Genomic DNA, 16772 nt, shown 5'->3' on the forward strand with positions numbered 1-16772 from the left:
TGGGGGGAGAGGCAGCGGACCGTGGATCCGGCCCGGGATCCACGGTCCGCGCCCACGCCGCCGATCAGTGCGGGAAGACGCCGAACGAGGTCCAGCCCCGGTCCGGGAACCCGGCCGCCTCGGCCACCCGGGCCGACGCCAGGTTGCCCGGGCCGTGCACGTAGGTGGGGATCGCCCCCTCGGCCAGCACCCGCCGGGCCGCCTGCGCGACCAGCCGCCGGGCCAGCCCGCGCCCCCGGGCCGCCGGCACCGTGCCCACCGCCAGCTCGTGCCCGTACGCGTCGTGCCGCTTGATCCCCACGCCGGCCAGGTAGGCGCCGTCGGCGTCCCGGACCACCAGCACGTCGCTGTCGAAGAGGCCCAGCCAGGGCGGGGCCCCCGGCATCGCCGGCGGCAGCCACTCCCCCACGTCGGGCAGCGGCGCCGGGTCGGTGCACCAGCGGAACACTCCCCGGTTCGTGGTGAGTTCCGGGGCGCCGACCGCCGCCGGCAACGCCGGCAGCCACTCCTCGATCGACCGCCCCGCGACCAGCGCGCGCACCGCCTCGACCCGGGCCGGCGGCACCGAGAGGATGGTGCTGTCGCCGACCGCGACGCCGATGGCCGGGCGCGGCCGACCGTCCCAGGCCGGGCGGGCGCGGCGCCAGGACCGGACCACGTGCAACCCGGGGCCCGCCGGCCACTGCCCCAACCAGGTCGCCAGGTGCAGGAAGAGCCGCCGGTCGAGCACATGATCACGGTACGCCCACCGGGCCCACCCGGTCGCCGCCGACCGTAAGAACCTGGCAATGGATCACGTGTCCGCCCGTGGCTACGCTGGCCTCCCGGCCGGCAGGAGGTGCACGGTGGCGCAGCGGGTGCTGGTGGTCGACGACGACCGGACGGTCGCCGACGTGGTCTGCCGCTACCTGGAGCACGCCGGCTACGAGGTCGAGCACGCCGGCGACGGGGCCACGGCCCTGGACGCCGTGTCCCGCCGCCCGCCGCACCTGGTGGTGCTGGACCTGATGCTCCCCGTGCTCGACGGGTTGGAGGTGTGCCGGCGACTCCGGGAGCGGCCGGACGGCGTACCCATCGTCATGCTGACCGCGCGCGGCGACGAGGCCGACCGGATCCTCGGCCTGCAACTGGGCGCGGACGACTACCTGGGCAAGCCGTTCTCCCCGCGCGAGCTGGTGCTGCGGGTCCGGTCGGTGCTGCGCCGGTCCGGTGGCGAGCCGGCCGGCGCGCTGCCGGAGCTGCTCACGGACGGCGACCTGGAGGTGGAGACCGGCCCCCGGGTGGCCCGCCTGCACGGCCGGGAGCTGGCCCTCACGCTGCGCGAGTTCGACCTGCTGGCGCACCTGATGCGGCATCCGGCGCGGGCGTTCCGCCGGGCCGAGCTGCTGGAGCGGGTCTGGGGCTGGAGCTTCGGCGACCAGTCGACGGTGACCGTGCACGTGCGGCGGCTGCGGGAGAAGATCGAGGCCGACCCGGCCCGCCCCCGCCGCATCGTCACCGTCTGGGGCGTCGGCTACCGGTACGAGCCGACCGATGCGTGACCTCGCGCTGATCTTCGGCGCGGCGCTGGCCGCGGCGCTCGCGGTGGGGCTGGTCGGCGCGGTGGCGCTGCGGGTGCTGCGCGGCCGGTCGATCACCGTGCACATCTCGGTGCTGCTGACCACCACCGTCGGCGCGGTGGCCGCCGGGGTGGCGGTGGTCGCCCAGGCCATGTTCCTGTCCCCGCACGACCTCCAGGTGGTGCTGACCACGCTCTCCGCCGCCGCCGTGGTGAGCCTGGCGGTGGGCTGGCTGTTCGGCCGCCGGCTGGCCGCCGCCGCGGTCTGGGCGGACCAGGCGCGGGCCCGGGAACGGCAGATCGAGAAGGGTCGCCGGGATCTGGTCGCCTGGGTCTCGCACGACCTGCGGACCCCGCTCGCCGGGTTGCGGGCGATGGCCGAGGCGCTGGAGGACGGGGTGGTGGACGAGCCGGTGACGGTGGCCGAGTACCACCGCCGGATCCGGGTCGAGACCGACCGGATGACCCGGCTGGTGGACGACCTGTTCGAGCTGTCCCGGATCAACGCCGGCGCGCTCCGGTTGTCGCTGTCCACGGTCGCGCTCGGCGACGTGGTCTCCGACGCGCTGGCCGGCGCGGCGCCGCTGGCCGCCGCCCGCCGGATCCGGCTGGTCGCCCCCGAGGCGGGTTGGCCGGCGGTGACGGCCAGCGAGCGGGAACTGGCGCGGGTGGTGGGCAACCTGCTGCTCAACGCGATCCGCTACACCCCGGCCGACGGCACGGTGACGGTGGACGCGGGGCGGGACGTCGACACCGCCTGGCTGGCGGTCGCGGACACCTGCGGCGGCATTCCGGCGGACGATCTGCCCCGGGTCTTCGACGTGGCGTTCCGCGGCGAGCCGGCCCGTACCCCGGCGGCGGTGGAGCCGAGCGGATCCGGCGGGCTCGGGCTGGCGATCGTGCGCGGCCTGGTTGAGGCGCACGGCGGGCGGGTAGAGGTCCAGAACGTCAGCGACGGATGCCGATTCGTGGTCCGCCTGCCGGCCGCCGGAATCTGACGCGTCGACGGAACCGAACGCATCGATCCCACGTCATATTCATTTCCATACATGGACAAGTTTCTCTGGGACGGTAGTGGTCATGCCTCAGAAGCCGAATGACCGATTCCAGCAGGACCCGACGCGGAGCTGGCGGGCCGCCGACGCGACCGGGCGATTCCCGGCGCAGCCGGCCTACCGCGAGGCCCGACACCGGGGAGCCTCCTGGGCCGAGCTGAACGCGCAGCCCGCCGACACCCCCGCCTGGCGCGGCCTCACGACGGGTTGACACACCACGACACCCGACTCCTTGGTGCGTTTTAGGCGGTTCCCCTGGCGTACGGTCGGGGGCGTGACGCGCATCACCGTGGACGTGAACGACGAGTGGCTCGAAGCGGCCCGGGAAGCGTTGGGCACGGACACCAAGGTCGCCACCATCAACGCCGCGCTCCACGCGTTCGCGGTCCGGCGACAGGCCAAGGAGATCGTTTCGGCCTTCGACCAGGTCGAGATGGATTTCACCATGTCGGAGCAGGCGTGGCGGCACGGCGGAGGGCGTGATCTGAGCCGGCTGGCCGAACACGCACGAGAGGGCGAGGCCGCGGCCTGATGGCTGGTCGGATCCACCTGGCGGACACGTCGGTCTACGTGCTCCAGGCCCGCCACCCCTCCGTCCGGAAACGCTTCGAGCCGCTGTTGATGGAAGGACGCCTGGCGGCGTGCCAGATGACCTCCCTGGAATACCTGAACAACGCGCCCCACCCCAAGGGTTACGAGATCCTCTGGCAGGCACTCCGCGGGCACCGCTGGCTGGACGTCACCACGGAGGCGATGGACCGCGCCCTGTCCGTCCACCGACTCCTGGCGGCCGACAGCCAGCACCGCAACTTCCGCCTGCCGGACCTCATCATCGCGGCGACCGCCGAACTCCATGGGGCGGTGGTGTTGCACTACGACGCCGACTACGACCGGATCTCGGCGCTGACCGGCCAGCCCACCGAGTGGGTCGCGCCGAGGGGCAGCCTCTGACCGGCGCGGGCGGCGACACACCGGGCGGCGGCCGCACCGGCCTTCGTACGCCTGTGCGGTAGCGTCTTGTGGTCCGATTTCCGGCCAACGACAGGAGAAGCTCCGCGCATGGGCAAGAAGACGATCCACGTCTCCGACTTCACCGGCCAGGCGCTGTCCCCCGACGACGAGGTGGTCCGGGTCGTCGTGCTGGAGCACCCGGACCTGGTCGCCGGGCCCGTGCAACTGGACGCCACAGCGGTCGACGTGGAGAGCATCGACGACGCGGCGCTGGACGTCGCCGTGGTGGAGATCCACGACCGGCACGGCGGCGGTGAGCCGCGCCGGGTGGTGCTGACCGCCAGCGAGTTCGACGCGATGGCCACCGACGTGCCGATGGCGCAGTTGCTGCGGACCGCCGAGCGGGTCAAGCCGCCCAAGGCGCGCCGCGCCGCCGAGAAGATCGACTACGGCACCGTCGAGCACGCCGGCCGGCCGCACCGCGGCCGGGTCACCGAGGAGGAGGCCCGGCTGGTCCGGGACCGTCTCGACGAGGTGAACAAGCGGCTCGCCGACGCCGGCATCCGCCAGGTCGACCCGGCCGACCCGGAGCACGCCGCCCGCTACGGCTTCCCCGCCGCCGACTGACATCCGCGTGCCGGGCGCGCGCCCCCGTGGCGCGCGCCCGGCGCGGTTCAGGCCCGCTTACGGGCCAGCTCGGCCAGCGCGCCCTCCACCGCGGACTCCATCGCCTCCTTCGTCAGGCCGAGCCCGCCGAGCACGCCGTCGCCGCCCTCCTCCTCCAGCAGGGCGAGCAGGATGTGCTCGGTGCCGATGTAGTTGTGCCCCATCCGCAGCGCCTCCCGGAACGTCAGCTCCAAGACCTTCTTGGCCCGCGCGTCGTAGGGGATCAGGTCCGGGACCTGGTCGGCCTTCGCCGGCAGGGTCGCGGCGACGGCCTCCCGGAACATCTCCAGGGGTACGCCCCTCGCCTTGATCAACGCAGCCGCCAGCCCGTCCGGCTCGGCGAGCAGCCCCAGCGCGACGTGCCCCGGGGTGATCTCGGCGTGGCCGGCGGCGCGCGCCTCCTCCTGTGAGGCCAGCACCACGTTGCGGGCGCGCGGGGTGAACCGGCCGAACCCGGCGTTCGGGTCGAGCGCGGCAGCGGTCTCCGCCTTGGCGGCGGAGCGCTTCTGGGCGGCCTGCTTGCTCACCCCCATGCTGCGGCCGATCTCCGTCCACGAGGCGCCCGAGCGGCGCGCCTGGTCGACGAAGTGCCCGATCAGGTGGTCGGCGACGTCACCGAGGTGGTCGGCGACGAGGACGGCGTCGGCCAGTTGGTCGAGCGCGTCGGTGTGCGACTTCTTGATGCCCTCGATCAGATCGTCGAGGCGCACCGGGTGGCTCATCTTGAGCGGTTCGGTCTCGTCCATGCGTCAACCATAGGTTGACGCATGCCTTTCGTCAACCCTGGGTTGACGCTCCTCCGGCCGCGCCTCCCTCCCACACGGGTGCGCCCCGGCCCGTCGAGCGGACCGGGGCGCGTGCCGAGTGCGCTGGCGTCACTCCACCGTGCCGAGTGACACCACCACGTCCTCGCGGCCCGTCTGGGACCAGAAGACCGGCTCGTCGCGATAGCCCAGCTTCGACTCCGCCCAGAGCGGGCTGGCCGAGACCACGAACCAGTCCTGGGTGCGCGAGACCCGGTAGACGTCCCAGGCGGGGTCCGCGTCCAGCTCGTGCTGGTCCAGCAGGCGGGCCGCGTGCTCCGGTTCGGCCTTGGCCAACCACAGACCGCGCAGCACGAACGGCATGCAGAGGTATCGCACGTCCTGGAAGAGGACCTCCAGCCGATGCTTGTGGTTCTCACTCGCGTCCGACTGGAGCCACACCTGGGTGTGGGTCCGGCTCACGTGGGTGATCTGGAACAGCCGGTCGGGTACTTCCAGCTCGGTGGTGGTGCGTCGTGGGATCATCTGCGTCCCTCAAACGAGTCGGCCATGTCCCTGACCGTAGTTGCCGGTGTGACGCGTCGACCCGGCCGCCCGTGACGGGGCGACCGGGTCGACGGACGGTCGTGCGTCAGCCGCGTACCCACTGCTGGTTGCTGCCGCCGTTGCAGGTCCAGACCTGGACCGCGGTGCCGTTGGCGGTGCCCGCGCCGTTGACGTCCAGGCAGAGCCCCGAGCCGACGCCGACGATGGTGCCGTCGGCGTTGAGCCGCCACTGCTGGTTGCTGCCGCCGTTGCAGGTCATGATCCGCGCGCGGCTGCCGGAGGCCGTGCCCGCCACGTCGAGGCACTTGTTGCCGTAGACGGTGAGCTGGTTGTTCGTGCCGGCCGTCCACTGCTGGTTGGCGCCGCCGTTGCAGTCCCAGATCTGCACCACCGCGCCGTCGGCCTGGCTGGCGCCGTTGACGTCCAGGCAGCGGTTGGCGCTCGCGCTGCGAACCTCGCCGGTCGGGCTGCTGGAACCGTCGCCCGGGGTGATGGAGAGGTTGTCGAACTGGGCGGTGACGCCCTGGCCGGTGCCGTACCCGATCTGGCCGGCGACCCACGCGGAGTCCGACACGGTGCCGACGGTGGTGCCGTCGATCGCCGCGGTGAGGGTGCCGCCGTTGAGCTTCAACGACAGGTTGTGCCAGCGTCCGGTGCCCAGCGCCGTGGTGTTGCCGCTGGCCAGGGTGCGCCAGTTGCCGCTGGTGTTGTTGCTCCGGATGGACCAGGCGCCGCCGTCGGTGACCCGGAAGTAGTAGCCGTTCAGGTTCTGCGGCCCCTGGTGGTTGTAGGTGTTGCCGCGCCCGATGAGCTGGACGTAACCGGGCTTCTCCAGCAGTACGTCCGAGGAGACGGTGTAGTTGCGCCAGGTCAGGTCGCCCAGCAGGGCGTACGGCTCGGCCTGGCCGGACGTCCAGTAGATCGGCGCCTGCTCCGACATCTGGCGCACGCACTGGCCGGTACGCCCGGCGGTGCACCCGGCGATCTCGAACGAGCCCTGCTGGTCCATCAGGTACCGGGCCTCGCGGCCGGTGGCGTAGCTGTCGAAGTTGTCGCTGTACGGCAGCTTCAGGTTGCCCTGGGCCGGGCTGACCGCGGTGCCCTTGCCCTGTCCGAAGGTGGTGGTGATGCTGTAGACGTAGCCGGGCTGGACGGTGAGCGAGAAGCGCCCGCCGTTCGGCGTGATGTCGCTGCCCCGGACGAAGTGGTCGGCGCTGTTGTTCGACCGTACGTTGGTCGCCCAGACGCGCACGGTGCCGGTGGACAGGCCGCCGGTGACGGTGAAGTCGAGCTGCTGGGCCGCGCCGGCGTCCTGCGTCTCGATGATGGTGCTGTAGTCACTGTTGTTGGTGGACTTGAGCGAGACGTAACTGCCGTTGTTGCGGTTGCCGCCGAGGTAGCCGCTCGACGCGTCGAGGTAGCGCCAGCCCGGGGCGGCGAACTGCGTGGTGTGCGCCATCACCCAGGTGCTCTTGCCGATGGAGTAGGCGCCGGACCAGGGCTGCTGGGCCACCGCCACGCCGGTGGTCGACCAGGGGATGTTCGGGGTGATCGCGGCGATCACCGGCCAGTTGATGTAGCCGGTCATCTTGCCGTCGAGGTAGCCGCGGTTGATGCCCCGGGCGAGCGCCGGCGCGCCGGCGTTGTAGTCGTCGGAGCCGTTCTCGCTGGCCCACAGCGGCTTGCCGGTCGAGACCGCGTTGGCGGAGCTGGGGCAACTGCTCTGGGGGCCGCGGTAGCCGCAGACGTAGTGGCTGCCGAAGACCTGCACCGCGCTGGCGAAGGCCGGGTCACGCAGCGAGTCGTCGACGGCGCCCCACCCCCAGTCGTCCGAGGCGACGATCTTCACGTTGCCGTAGCCGCGGGCGTTGAGCGTGGACCGCAGGTTCTTGTACCAGGTGGTGTTCCAGCCCTTCTCGTTCCAGCCGCCCAGGTAGTTGATGGTCAGCCCGTGCGTCGCCGCGCAGTCCAGCCATCCCACCAGGTAGTTGATCGAGTCGGTGGACCAGAAGTTGCCGTTGCCGATCCAGCCCGGCGCCCCCCAGGCCAGGCCGGCCAGCGCGATGGTGGGATTACGCAGCCTGGCCTGCTCCATCAGCCACCACTCGTAGCCCCGGTTGCAGTTCACGCTGCCCCGGGTGTGCTCGTGGCTGGGCTCGGCGCCGGAGGTGGAGTTGGTGTCGCCGCCGATCTCCGCCTTGAGCAGTTGCATCGCGGCGCCGTAGCCCGGCTTGAAGAGATAGTCGAGGATGTCGCTGCGCTGCGGTTCGGGATAGTCGATCAACAACCTGCTGTTCCCGCCGCCGCCGCTGACCGCGCCGATGCCGTCGAGCGCCCGCCCGCCGGACGCCCCGTTGATGGTGATGGCGGTGGCCGCCTGGGCCGGGGAGGCGGATGCGGTCAGTACGGCCGCCGCCGCCAGGACCGATGCCGCCGCCGCTGACATCACCGCCCGCCACGATCTCCGTGGACGACTCACTGTGCTGAACATCCGATCCGCCTCCCGGTCACCTTTAATCGATCAATGTCGATCTATAAGACGTCATATGTTAGCGTTCACACGAAGAACGGTCAACGGCTCAGGCGCGGCTCCACCGCTGGCTGGCCGCGCCGGTGCAGTCCCGGATCTCGGTCCGCGTGCCGTTCGCCGTACCGGCGCCGACCAGGTCCAGGCACCGGCCCGAACCAACCCCGGTGATCGTGCCGTCGGCGGTGAGCCGCCACTGCTGGTTGGACTGGCCGTTGCAGTCCCAGATGATCACCGAGCTGCCGTTGGCGGTGCCGGCGCCGTTGACGTCGAGACACTTGCCGCCGAAGACGCGCAGTTCCTGGGCCGCGGTCGAGGTCCAGGACTGGTTGCTCTGGCCGTGGCAGTCCCAGATGATCGCCGCCGCGCCGTTGGCCTGCGAGCCACCGTTGACGTCCAGGCACCGGCCGGCGGCGGCGTTGCGGACGACGGACGTGCCGCTCGGCGGCGGGGTGGTCGGGCTGGCCGTCGGGGTCGGCGTCGGCCCGGCCCCGCCGAACTGGGTGAAGAACCGCCACACCTCGGTCTTCGTCCAGGTCCGGGCGCCGCTGTCTCCACCGCCGTCCACCGGGCCAGGGGTGTGGCCACCGTCGAACGCGGCCCACACCACCGGATAGCCGGACCGGCAACCGGCGTAGGTGGTGGTGAGGTGCGTCAGGCTGCCCGCCCTCGGCTCCGGCGGGTTCTGCGGGGTGCAGCCGTTGGCGCGCACGAACGTGTCCCGCAGCGAGCGGCCGGCCGAGATGTTGAGCACCGGGTCCCCGATGCCGTGGATCCCCAGGTACGCGATCGGCTGCGTGCCGCCGGCGCACCCGCTGAGCTGGCCACCGGAGTAGACCGCGACGGCCCGGAAGACGGTGGCCCGGGCACAGGCCAGCGCGTAGCTCATGCCGCCGCCGTAACTGAAGCCGAGGGCGAACCGCTGCGTCGTGTCGACGCACAGGTCCCCCTCGATCAGCCTGATCATGTCGTCGACGAACGTCACGTCCTGACCGCCGGGGTTGGCCCAACCGTTCCCGTTGCCCTGCGGCGCGACGAAGATGGTGCTGTTGTTCGCCTGCTGCCGCAGGCCGTAGTAGGACCAGGCCTCGCGGTCCGCCCCACCGGAGTCGACGTCGTTCGCGGTGCCGCCGTTCCAGTGGAATCCGAAGATCAGCCGGTAGGGGTGGTTCCGGTCGTAGTTGTCGGGGATCCGCAGGATGAAGCTTCGATTCTGGCCACTGCTCTGCATGGACCGGGGACCACTGGTCAACGTGGGGGCCCGACCGCACCCCGCGGTCCCCGCGAGCGCGCCGGCCGACGCGGCCGACGCGGCCCCGCCCGGACCGCCGGCCACTGCCGTCGCGGCCACCACGACCAGGGCCGCCGCGGCCGCGAGGGGCCCCAACACAGTGCTGCGTATCGTCATGACGCGGCTCCTTCGCCACTTGGTGAGAACCTGTTTCGGGTACGGGGACCGCGAACGATCCCCGTACCGCCACTCCACCGGCCGGCACGGGGGAACGCGCACGCCGGGGCCCGCCGTGATCGGCTCAGCTCCCGGGCCTCACCCCTGGTCCGCATGCCCGGTGCGGGACCAGCCGGCCGTCGCGTCGGCGGCGGCACCCGCACCGCACGCGCCCGACCGCGACCCGAACCGCCCGCCGTCGCCGCTGGAACGCCACAGCGCGCGACTCGAATCGATTCGACCAGACCCTAGGCCGGCCAGTGACATATGTCAATGCCGTTTCCGGCGGGTGACGTTCCGGCGCGGCGTCGGACCGAGCCGGTACGGTGGTCCGACCGAGTCCCGTCGGCCGGACCGGTCCGCACCGGCATGAGGGAGATCCGCGTGGCGTCCAGGGCAGCCGACATCGCCGCCGAGCAGAAGTACTTCGACACCGCGGCCGAGCACCGCGACCGGCGCCGCGACCACCTCGCCCGGCTGCCGTCCGCCGCCGCCCACCCCACCGCCGCCGCCCACCTGCGCCGGTACGCCGCCGACGCCGGGCGGGCGCTCGGCGCGGCCGACGACGCGGTGGCGTTCGGCCGGATCGACGACGAGGCCGGCGAGATCCGGTACGTCGGGCGGCACCTGATCCGGGACGCCGACGGCGAGGTGCTGGTGGTCAACTGGCAGGCCCCGGCCGCCGCCGGCTGGTTCGAGGCCACCCCCGACAACCCCGCCGGGGTGCGCCGCAAGCGCGCCTTCACCTGCACCGGCAACACCATCGACGACCTCACCGACACCATCCTCGCCGAGATCGCCGAGGCGGTGGACGCGCACCTGCTGGCCGAGCTGGGCCGCGGTCGCACCGGCACCATGCGGGACATCGTGGCCACCATCCAGGCCGCCCAGTTCGCGCTGATCCGCGCCCCGCGCGACCAGGTGCTGGTGATCGAGGGGGGTCCCGGCACCGGCAAGAGCGCCGTGGCGCTGCACCGGGTGTCCTGGCTGCTGTTCCGGCACCGCGCCGAGATGTCCGCCGCGGACGTGCTGGTGGTCGGGCCGCACCCGACGTTCGTGCGCTACATCGGCCAACTCCTGCCCGCGCTCGGCGACGACGGGGTGGAGCTGCGCGACGTCGGCCGACTCGCCCCGGACGTGCCCCGCGGGCGCACCGAGTCCGACGCGGTGGCCCGGGTCAAGGGCGAGGCCCGGATGGCAAGCCTGCTGGCCCGCGCGCTCGACGCCCGGATCGGCGTCCCCGACCCGGCCGAGCGGCTGCTCGTCGGCGGCCGGTTCGTCACGCTGCCCGGCGCCGAGGTGGCCGAGGCGCTCGCCGTGGCCCGGGCCGCCGCCCTGCCGTACGCCGGCCGGCGCCGGCTGCTCGGTGACCGGCTCGCCGCCCTGGTGGCGGCCCGCACCGGCGTCGACCCGGCCCGGTCCGACGCGGTCGGCAACCTCGTCGAGCGGCTCTGGCCGCAGCAGACGCCGACCGGCCTGCTGCGCGACCTGCTCGGCTCCACCGCACGGCTGCGGGCCGCCGCCGGGGACGCGTTCACCCCGGCCGAGGTGGGGGCGCTGCACCGGCGCGGCGCGGACCGGCTGTCCCGGGAGACCTGGTCGGCGGCCGACCTGCCGCTGCTGGACGAGCTGGCGCACCTCATCGACTCCCCCGGCCGGCGGTACGCGCACGTGGTGGTCGACGAGGCACAGGACCTGTCCCCGATGCAGTTGCGCGCGGTGGCCCGGCGCAGCGCCACCGGGTCACTGACGGTGGTCGGTGACCTCGCCCAGTCGACCGGCAGGTGGGCGCGCGACTCGTGGGACGAGGTGCTCGCGCACCTGCCGGCCACGCATCCGGCCCGGATCGCCCCGCTGCGGTACGGCTACCGCGTACCCCGGCAGGCGTACGCGACGGCGGCGGCGCTGCTGCCGGTGGCCGCGCCGGGCGTCACGCCGGTGGAGGTGGTCCGGGAGGGCCCGGCCGACACCGGCGTGCACCGGGTCGGCCTGGCCGAGCTGGCCGGCCGCGCGGTGACGGTGGCGCGGGAGCACGCCGAGGCCGGCCGGTTCGTCGGCATCGTCTGCCCGCCGCGCCAGCGGCGCCCGATCGAGGCGGCGCTGGCCGCGAACGACATGGCCTGGAGCAGCGCCGACCGGGGCGAGCTGGGCGGCGCGGTCAACCTGGTCAGCCCGCAGGAGGCGAAGGGCCTGGAGTTCGACGCGGTGGTGGTGGTCGAGCCGGAGGAGATCGTGGCCGGCGACGAACGCGGTCACCGGCTGCTCTACGTGGCGCTGACGCGCACCATCGGGCACCTCGACATCGTCTGCACCGGCGAGCCGGTGCCGCTGGACGCGCCGGTCCGTCCCCCGCCGCGGGTGGGTGACGACACGGACGCGCCGTTCACCCGGCGGGAGGCGCACCGGCTGGCCGAGCACCTGGCCGGGCAGTTGCGCAGCGCCGCCCCGTCGGCCTTCTGGGCCGACGTGCTCGCCGAGGTGCGGACGCTCCTGCCGAGCGACGCGGTCAGCCCCGCGCGGCCGACGGACGGCTGACGGCGGCCGAGTCCAGTCGCCGGCCCACCGTCCACTGCACGATGTCGTGCTCGAGGTCGGCCTTCCGGGCCTTGCCGGGCACCGCGATGCCCAGCTCCCCGGCCAGCGCCCGCAGCTTCGCCACGGTGAGCTTCAGGTCGGCGAGGTAGCGTACGCCGGCCGCGCGGTCACCGATCGCCGCGAGGTCGGCGCGGACCCGGTCGGTGTCCACACCGGCCGACGCCGGGGCGGTCTTCCGGGCGGCGGCCCGGGTCCGGTCGACCACGGCCAGCTTCGCGGTGCCGTCGGCCAGCGCGGTGAGCTGGTCGGCGGGCAGCGCGCGGACGAACTCCGCCACCCGCAGCAGGACGGCGTGGGCCAGGTCGGCGGGGTTGGACACCGGGAAGTCTCCTTCTCACAGGCGGGTGCGGGCCAGGAACTCGCTGGCCAGCTGCCGCAGCTCGTGCTGCACCGTCTCGTTGGCGTTCGGCACCAGCACGGCGGGCAGCCGCCGTTCGCCGGCGGTGCCGAACAGGGTCTTGTTCTCCCGGATGGTCTGGCGGAACACCGGGACCTCCAGGCTGTCGGTGTGCCTCATGTAGTTGCGGGACGCGTTGATCGGCCCGCCCGCGGCGTACTGGATCATAGTGAACACCACGCCCAGGTACTGCGGGTCGATGGTCGGCCCCGGCGCGGCGACCCGGTTGAAGTCGCGGACCAGCTCGGAGACCTTGCTGCGCAGGTAGTCGATGCCGAGCGTGGACAGGTAGTCGGGCCGGGCCGGGGTGAGGATGTGCTCGCTGGCCACGATGCCGGTCCGGGTGACCATGGTGAAGTTCGGCGCGCAGTCGATCAGGACGTCGTCGTACCCGGCGAACTCCTCGGCGGCGAGCGCGTCGGCCAGCGCCCGGTGCAGCGGCAGGAAGTGCGGGCTGCCGTGCTGGAAGCGCGACCCGCCGAGCGCCGCGGCGAGGTCCAGGTCGACGTCGACCAGGCCCAGGTGGGAGGCGACGAGGTCGAGCCGACCCCCGTCGGGCAGCAGCGCGTTGGCCGGTTCCGGCGTGAGCACGTACGGGTGCAGCGGGCCGGTGGGCTCCTCGGCCAGCACCGACCCGAACCACTGCAGGATCGTCCTCTCGTACGCGAGGTCCTTCTCCCACTCGTGCGCCGGATAGAACGAGAAGGTGAGGCTGGCCTGCGGGTCGAGGTCGATCAGCAGCACCCGGCGGCCACGGGCGGCCAGCTCGGCGCCGAGGTTCGCGGTGACGGTGGTCTTGCCGACCCCGCCCTTGTAGTTGATCACCGACGTGATGCTCATGCCGCTCCCCGCATCGGCCGATGATCGCAGGGGCGGGCCAGGTCGCGCACCAGCCGACCGGCGAAGTCCTCGATCACGCAGGCGATGCTACGCCCGGACCGTCGAGTCTGGAGTGTCCCCGGAGCGGCCTCCCAACCGGTCACCGCAGTCTGGTGATGCCGTCCAGGACGGTGGCCAGGTTGTGGTGGAACGTCTCCGCGGCGTCGAGGTGGGCGCCGTCGACGACGAGCCGGGCGACGGTGGGATAACGGCCGGTGTCGAGCATGCGGGTCAGGTAGGGCCCGAGGGCGGCCTGCCAGGCGGCGACGTCGGCGCCGGTCGACCGCGCGGTGCGTCGCTCGGTGATCTCCCGGCGGAGCGCCCCGACGACGAAGGCGTTGAGCGCGCCGAGCGCCCGTTGGAGGTCGTCGATGTCGCGTACGGCCGGGGCCCGGCTGAGCGCCGCCGCGGTTGCCTCACCGACGGCGAGCGCGTGCGGTCCCAGGTGGGGCCGCGCGCCGAGCAGGTCGACGAACCACTCGTGCGCGAGTGCGGCCTCGCGGGTCCGGTGCATGACGGCCAGCACGGTGGCGCGCCACTCGGCGTGCCGGTCGGCCTCGGCGATCCCGGCGTAGACGGCGTCGACCATGAGATCGAGCAGCTCGGATCGGTTGAGCACGTAGTCGTAGAGCCGCATCGGGCCGACGCCGAGCGCCTTGGCGAGTTTGCGGACCGACACCCCGTCGAGGCCGTCCGCGTCGGCGAGCCCGATCGCGGCGGCGGCGATCTTCGCCCGGCTCAGCGGCACCGGCGCCGCCCGCGGCTGAGGTTCGGGGCGTTCCCAGACCGGCAACGGTACGTTACCGTACGGCGTATCCATAAAAGACAGTGTACGGCAAGAGGAGGTGGCGATGCGAATCTCAATCGCCGGCGGGGGCCTGGGCGGCCTGACGCTGGCCCGGATCCTGCACCGACACGGCATCGACGCGGTGGTCCACGAGCGCGAGGCCGACCGCACGGCGCGTTCCCCGGGCGGGATGCTGGACCTGCATCCCGAGTCCGGCCAGCGGGCGCTGGACGAGGCGGGCCTCACCGGCCGGTTCCGGTCCGAGGCGCGGCCGGAGGGCGAGGAACACCGCATCCTCGACCCGGCCGGCCGGACCCTCGTGCACCACGTGCCGCAACCCGGCTCGTTCGACGGCCGCCCCGAGATCGACCGCGGCGCACTGCGTGACCTTCTGCTCGACTCGCTGCCCGCCGGCACGGTCCGGTGGCGGCACCGGCTCGTCGCGGCGGCGCCACGCCCCGGCGGCGGCTTCCGGCTGACGTTCGAGGGCGGCCACCGCGACGACTGCGACCTCCTCGTCGGCGCGGACGGCGCCCGCTCGGTCGTCCGGTCGCTGCTCACCGACGCTCCCCTCGTCGAGGTGTCCACCTCGGTGGAGCTCCGCATCGGCGACGCGGACCGGCGCCACCCGGAGATCGCCGAACTGGTCGGCCCCGGCAACCTCTGGTGCGTCGGCGTACGCCGGATCCTGGCCGCGCAACGCCTCGGGGACGGCAGCATCCGGGTCGGGATCACCCTGCCCGCGGACGATCGACACCCGGACACCTGCCGCAGCAAGGACGCGCTGCTGGCCATGTTCGACGGTTGGCACCCCCGCCTGACCAGACTCATCGAAGCCGGCGAGGGACCGCCGGTCCCCCGCCAGGTCCAGGCGATGCCCACCGGCACCCGCTGGACGCACCGGCCAGGCGTCACCCTCATCGGCGACGCCGGGCACCTCATGCCGCCGGTCGGCGAGGGCGCCAACCAGGCCATGCTCGACGCGGCGGAGCTCGCGGCCGAACTCGTCCGCACCCCCGCCGACCCGGACGCGGCGATCCGGGCCTACGAGGAGGCGATGTTCCGCAGGATCCACCCGATCGCCGAGATGTCCGCCCGGGTCCAGGCGATGATGCTGTCGCCCACCGCCGCCGACGACATCGTCCGCTTCTTCACACCGGAGCCGGACTGACGCGCCGGCCGGTCCGGTCCCGGCCGGCCGGGACCGTGCGGTCGCCGGACGGGCACCGGCTCAGGCGGGGCGCGCCCGGAGCCCGTCGCCCAGGATGGCGAGCAGCCGGGACCCACGGGCGTCGAGTTCGGCGTCGTCCAGGCGCGACAGCCAGCTGATGAGCACGATGACGTCGCGGGCGTCCGCGTCGGGGCGGATGGTGCCCGCCGCGCGGCCGGCGGCGAGCAGCAGCTCGACCGCCTCGCCGATCGGACCCAGGCTGTGCGCGGCCAGGCCGCGCCAGGTCGCCGCCTCCACGGCGGCGAACACGTCGCGCTTGACCCGGGCGTACGCGGCCACCCGGTCGAACCAGGCCGCGAGCGCGTCCACCGGCTGGTGTCGGGCCAACAGTCGCGGGGCGGCGGCGACCAGCTCGTCGACCTCCTGGCGGTAGACCTCGGCCAGCAGGTCCTCCCGGGTCGGGAAGTGCCGGTACAACGTCCCCTGCCCGATGCCGCACGCCTTGGCGACCGCGTTGAGCTTCAGCTCGCCCGGTTGGCGCACCAGTTCGCGGGCCGCCGCGAGGATCCGTTCGCGGTTGAGCTGCGCGTCGGCCCGCCGCGACGGGTGGCCGGTGGCGGAAGCGGACATGTGTCCGCTAGGCTGGTCGGAGTAACCGGACATGTGTCCAGTCTAGGGGGAAGCATCATGGCCATCCAGGGCAAGGTCGTCGCCATCACCGGCGCCAGCAGCGGTATCGGGGCGGCGACGGCTCGCCACCTCGCGTCGCTGGGCGCGACCGTCGTACTCGGCGCCCGCCGCACCGACCGGCTGGACCAGCTCGTCGACGAGATCACCGCCGCCGGTGGCGCCGCGACCGCCGTACGCGTCGACGTCACCGACGCCGACGACCTCACGTCGCTCGTCGACACCGCCGTGCAGCGGTACGGGCGGCTGGACGTCCTGGTCGGCAACGCCGGGATGACCAGGATCGGCCCGCTGGGCGACCTCGACGTGGCCGGCTGGTCGGCCATGATCGAGGTGAACGTCAAGGGCATCCTGCACGGGATCGCCGCCGCGCTGCCGACGTTCCGCCGCCAGGGCAGCGGGCACCTGGTCACCGTCGTGTCGACCTCGGGGCTCAAGATCGTCCCCACCCAGGCGGTCTACGCCGGCACGAAGAACGCGGTCCGCACCCTCCTGGAAGCGCTGCGCCAGGAGAGCACCGACGGCGTGCTGCGCACCACGTCGATCTCCCCCGGCTACGTGCGTACCGAGCTGATCGACAACGCGATGGACGACCCGGCCACGCGCGAGCAGGCCCGACAGCACATGGCCGACCTCGGCATCGACCCGGCGGCGGTGGCCCGGGTGATCGCCTTCGCCATCGACCAGCCCGACGACGTCGAGATCGGCGACCTGACCATCCGGCCCACCCGTCAGGGCTGAG

The 16772-nt window shown here is 73.2% G+C and carries 17 protein-coding genes; 8 read left to right on the plus strand and 9 right to left on the minus strand.

Going from position 1 to position 16772, the window contains the following annotated elements; translation table 11 throughout:
* Positions 1-64 precede the first annotated feature (64 nt).
* Positions 65-730: a GNAT family N-acetyltransferase gene (locus tag ACH495_RS17540; RefSeq protein WP_396858764.1), complete on the minus strand. Its 666-nt coding sequence runs from the start codon at positions 728-730 to the stop codon at positions 65-67.
* A 115-nt stretch (positions 731-845) separates the two neighbouring features.
* Here ACH495_RS17540 and ACH495_RS17545 point away from each other — a divergent pair, with 115 nt between their 5' ends.
* The 5 genes from ACH495_RS17545 (at position 846) to ACH495_RS17565 (ending at position 4191) form a co-directional block, all read left to right on the plus strand.
* Positions 846-1541 carry a response regulator transcription factor gene (locus ACH495_RS17545; RefSeq protein WP_396858765.1) on the plus strand — a complete coding sequence of 232 codons (696 nt, stop codon included), beginning with the start codon at positions 846-848 and terminating at the stop codon, positions 1539-1541.
* Positions 1534-2556: a sensor histidine kinase gene (locus tag ACH495_RS17550; protein WP_396858766.1), complete on the plus strand. Its 1023-nt coding sequence runs from the start codon at positions 1534-1536 to the stop codon at positions 2554-2556. Before ACH495_RS17545 ends, ACH495_RS17550 begins: the two co-directional genes overlap by 8 nt.
* A 331-nt stretch (positions 2557-2887) precedes the next feature.
* Positions 2888-3145, plus strand: coding sequence for a type II toxin-antitoxin system VapB family antitoxin (locus tag ACH495_RS17555; RefSeq protein WP_396858767.1), 258 nt, complete (start codon positions 2888-2890; stop codon positions 3143-3145).
* Complete coding sequence (locus tag ACH495_RS17560) at positions 3145-3564, plus strand: PIN domain nuclease (RefSeq protein WP_396858768.1); 420 nt, start codon at positions 3145-3147, stop codon at positions 3562-3564. The genes ACH495_RS17555 and ACH495_RS17560 overlap by 1 nt, the downstream gene beginning before the upstream one ends.
* Positions 3565-3672: 108 nt before the next feature.
* Positions 3673-4191, plus strand: a complete 519-nt coding sequence (locus ACH495_RS17565; RefSeq protein WP_396858769.1) for a hypothetical protein — start codon at positions 3673-3675, stop codon at positions 4189-4191.
* Between the two features lie 47 nt (positions 4192-4238).
* On the opposite strand, the gene ACH495_RS17570 is transcribed toward ACH495_RS17565, so the two are convergent.
* The 4 genes from ACH495_RS17570 to ACH495_RS17585 all read right to left on the minus strand — a co-directional run bounded on the left by ACH495_RS17570 (position 4239) and on the right by ACH495_RS17585 (position 9475).
* Positions 4239-4976, minus strand: coding sequence for a Clp protease N-terminal domain-containing protein (locus tag ACH495_RS17570; protein ID WP_396858770.1), 738 nt, complete (start codon positions 4974-4976; stop codon positions 4239-4241).
* A 129-nt stretch (positions 4977-5105) separates the two neighbouring features.
* Entirely contained in the window at positions 5106-5519 is a 414-nt protein-coding gene (locus tag ACH495_RS17575) for a hypothetical protein (RefSeq protein ID WP_396858771.1), read from the minus strand.
* Positions 5520-5625: 106 nt separating this feature from the next.
* On the minus strand, positions 5626-7986 hold the full coding sequence (locus ACH495_RS17580; protein ID WP_396858772.1) for a ricin-type beta-trefoil lectin domain protein: 2361 nt from the start codon (positions 7984-7986) through the stop codon (positions 5626-5628).
* 133 nt (positions 7987-8119) lie between these two features.
* On the minus strand, positions 8120-9475 hold the full coding sequence (locus tag ACH495_RS17585) for a ricin-type beta-trefoil lectin domain protein (RefSeq protein ID WP_396858773.1): 1356 nt from the start codon (positions 9473-9475) through the stop codon (positions 8120-8122).
* Between the two features lie 423 nt (positions 9476-9898).
* Here ACH495_RS17585 and ACH495_RS17590 point away from each other — a divergent pair, with 423 nt between their 5' ends.
* On the plus strand, positions 9899-12049 hold the full coding sequence (locus ACH495_RS17590) for a HelD family protein (protein WP_396858774.1): 2151 nt from the start codon (positions 9899-9901) through the stop codon (positions 12047-12049).
* On the opposite strand, the gene ACH495_RS17595 is transcribed toward ACH495_RS17590, so the two are convergent.
* The 3 genes from ACH495_RS17595 to ACH495_RS17605 form a co-directional block, all read right to left on the minus strand.
* Entirely contained in the window at positions 12021-12428 is a 408-nt protein-coding gene (locus ACH495_RS17595; RefSeq protein WP_396858775.1) for a hypothetical protein, read from the minus strand. The two genes, ACH495_RS17590 and ACH495_RS17595, sit on opposite strands and share 29 nt — an antisense overlap.
* Positions 12429-12443: 15 nt before the next feature.
* Entirely contained in the window at positions 12444-13346 is a 903-nt protein-coding gene (locus ACH495_RS17600) for a ParA family protein (RefSeq protein WP_396858776.1), read from the minus strand.
* A gap of 139 nt (positions 13347-13485) precedes the next feature.
* Positions 13486-14205, minus strand: coding sequence for a TetR/AcrR family transcriptional regulator C-terminal domain-containing protein (locus ACH495_RS17605; protein WP_396858777.1), 720 nt, complete (start codon positions 14203-14205; stop codon positions 13486-13488).
* A 31-nt stretch (positions 14206-14236) separates the two neighbouring features.
* On the opposite strand from ACH495_RS17605, the gene ACH495_RS17610 reads away from it, so the two are divergent.
* Positions 14237-15343 (plus strand): FAD-dependent oxidoreductase, encoded by a 1107-nt coding sequence (locus ACH495_RS17610; protein ID WP_396858778.1) that lies wholly within the window; start codon positions 14237-14239, stop codon positions 15341-15343.
* Positions 15344-15403: 60 nt separating this feature from the next.
* On the opposite strand, the gene ACH495_RS17615 is transcribed toward ACH495_RS17610, so the two are convergent.
* Positions 15404-15973, minus strand: a complete 570-nt coding sequence (locus ACH495_RS17615; RefSeq protein ID WP_396858779.1) for a TetR/AcrR family transcriptional regulator — start codon at positions 15971-15973, stop codon at positions 15404-15406.
* A 57-nt stretch (positions 15974-16030) separates the two neighbouring features.
* On the opposite strand from ACH495_RS17615, the gene ACH495_RS17620 reads away from it, so the two are divergent.
* Positions 16031-16771: an SDR family oxidoreductase gene (locus ACH495_RS17620; protein ID WP_396858780.1), complete on the plus strand. Its 741-nt coding sequence runs from the start codon at positions 16031-16033 to the stop codon at positions 16769-16771.
* Position 16772: the final 1 nt, after the last annotated feature.

It is taken from the genome of Micromonospora sp. NPDC018662, from assembly GCF_044391475.1.
GTDB lineage: Bacteria > Actinomycetota > Actinomycetes > Mycobacteriales > Micromonosporaceae > Micromonospora.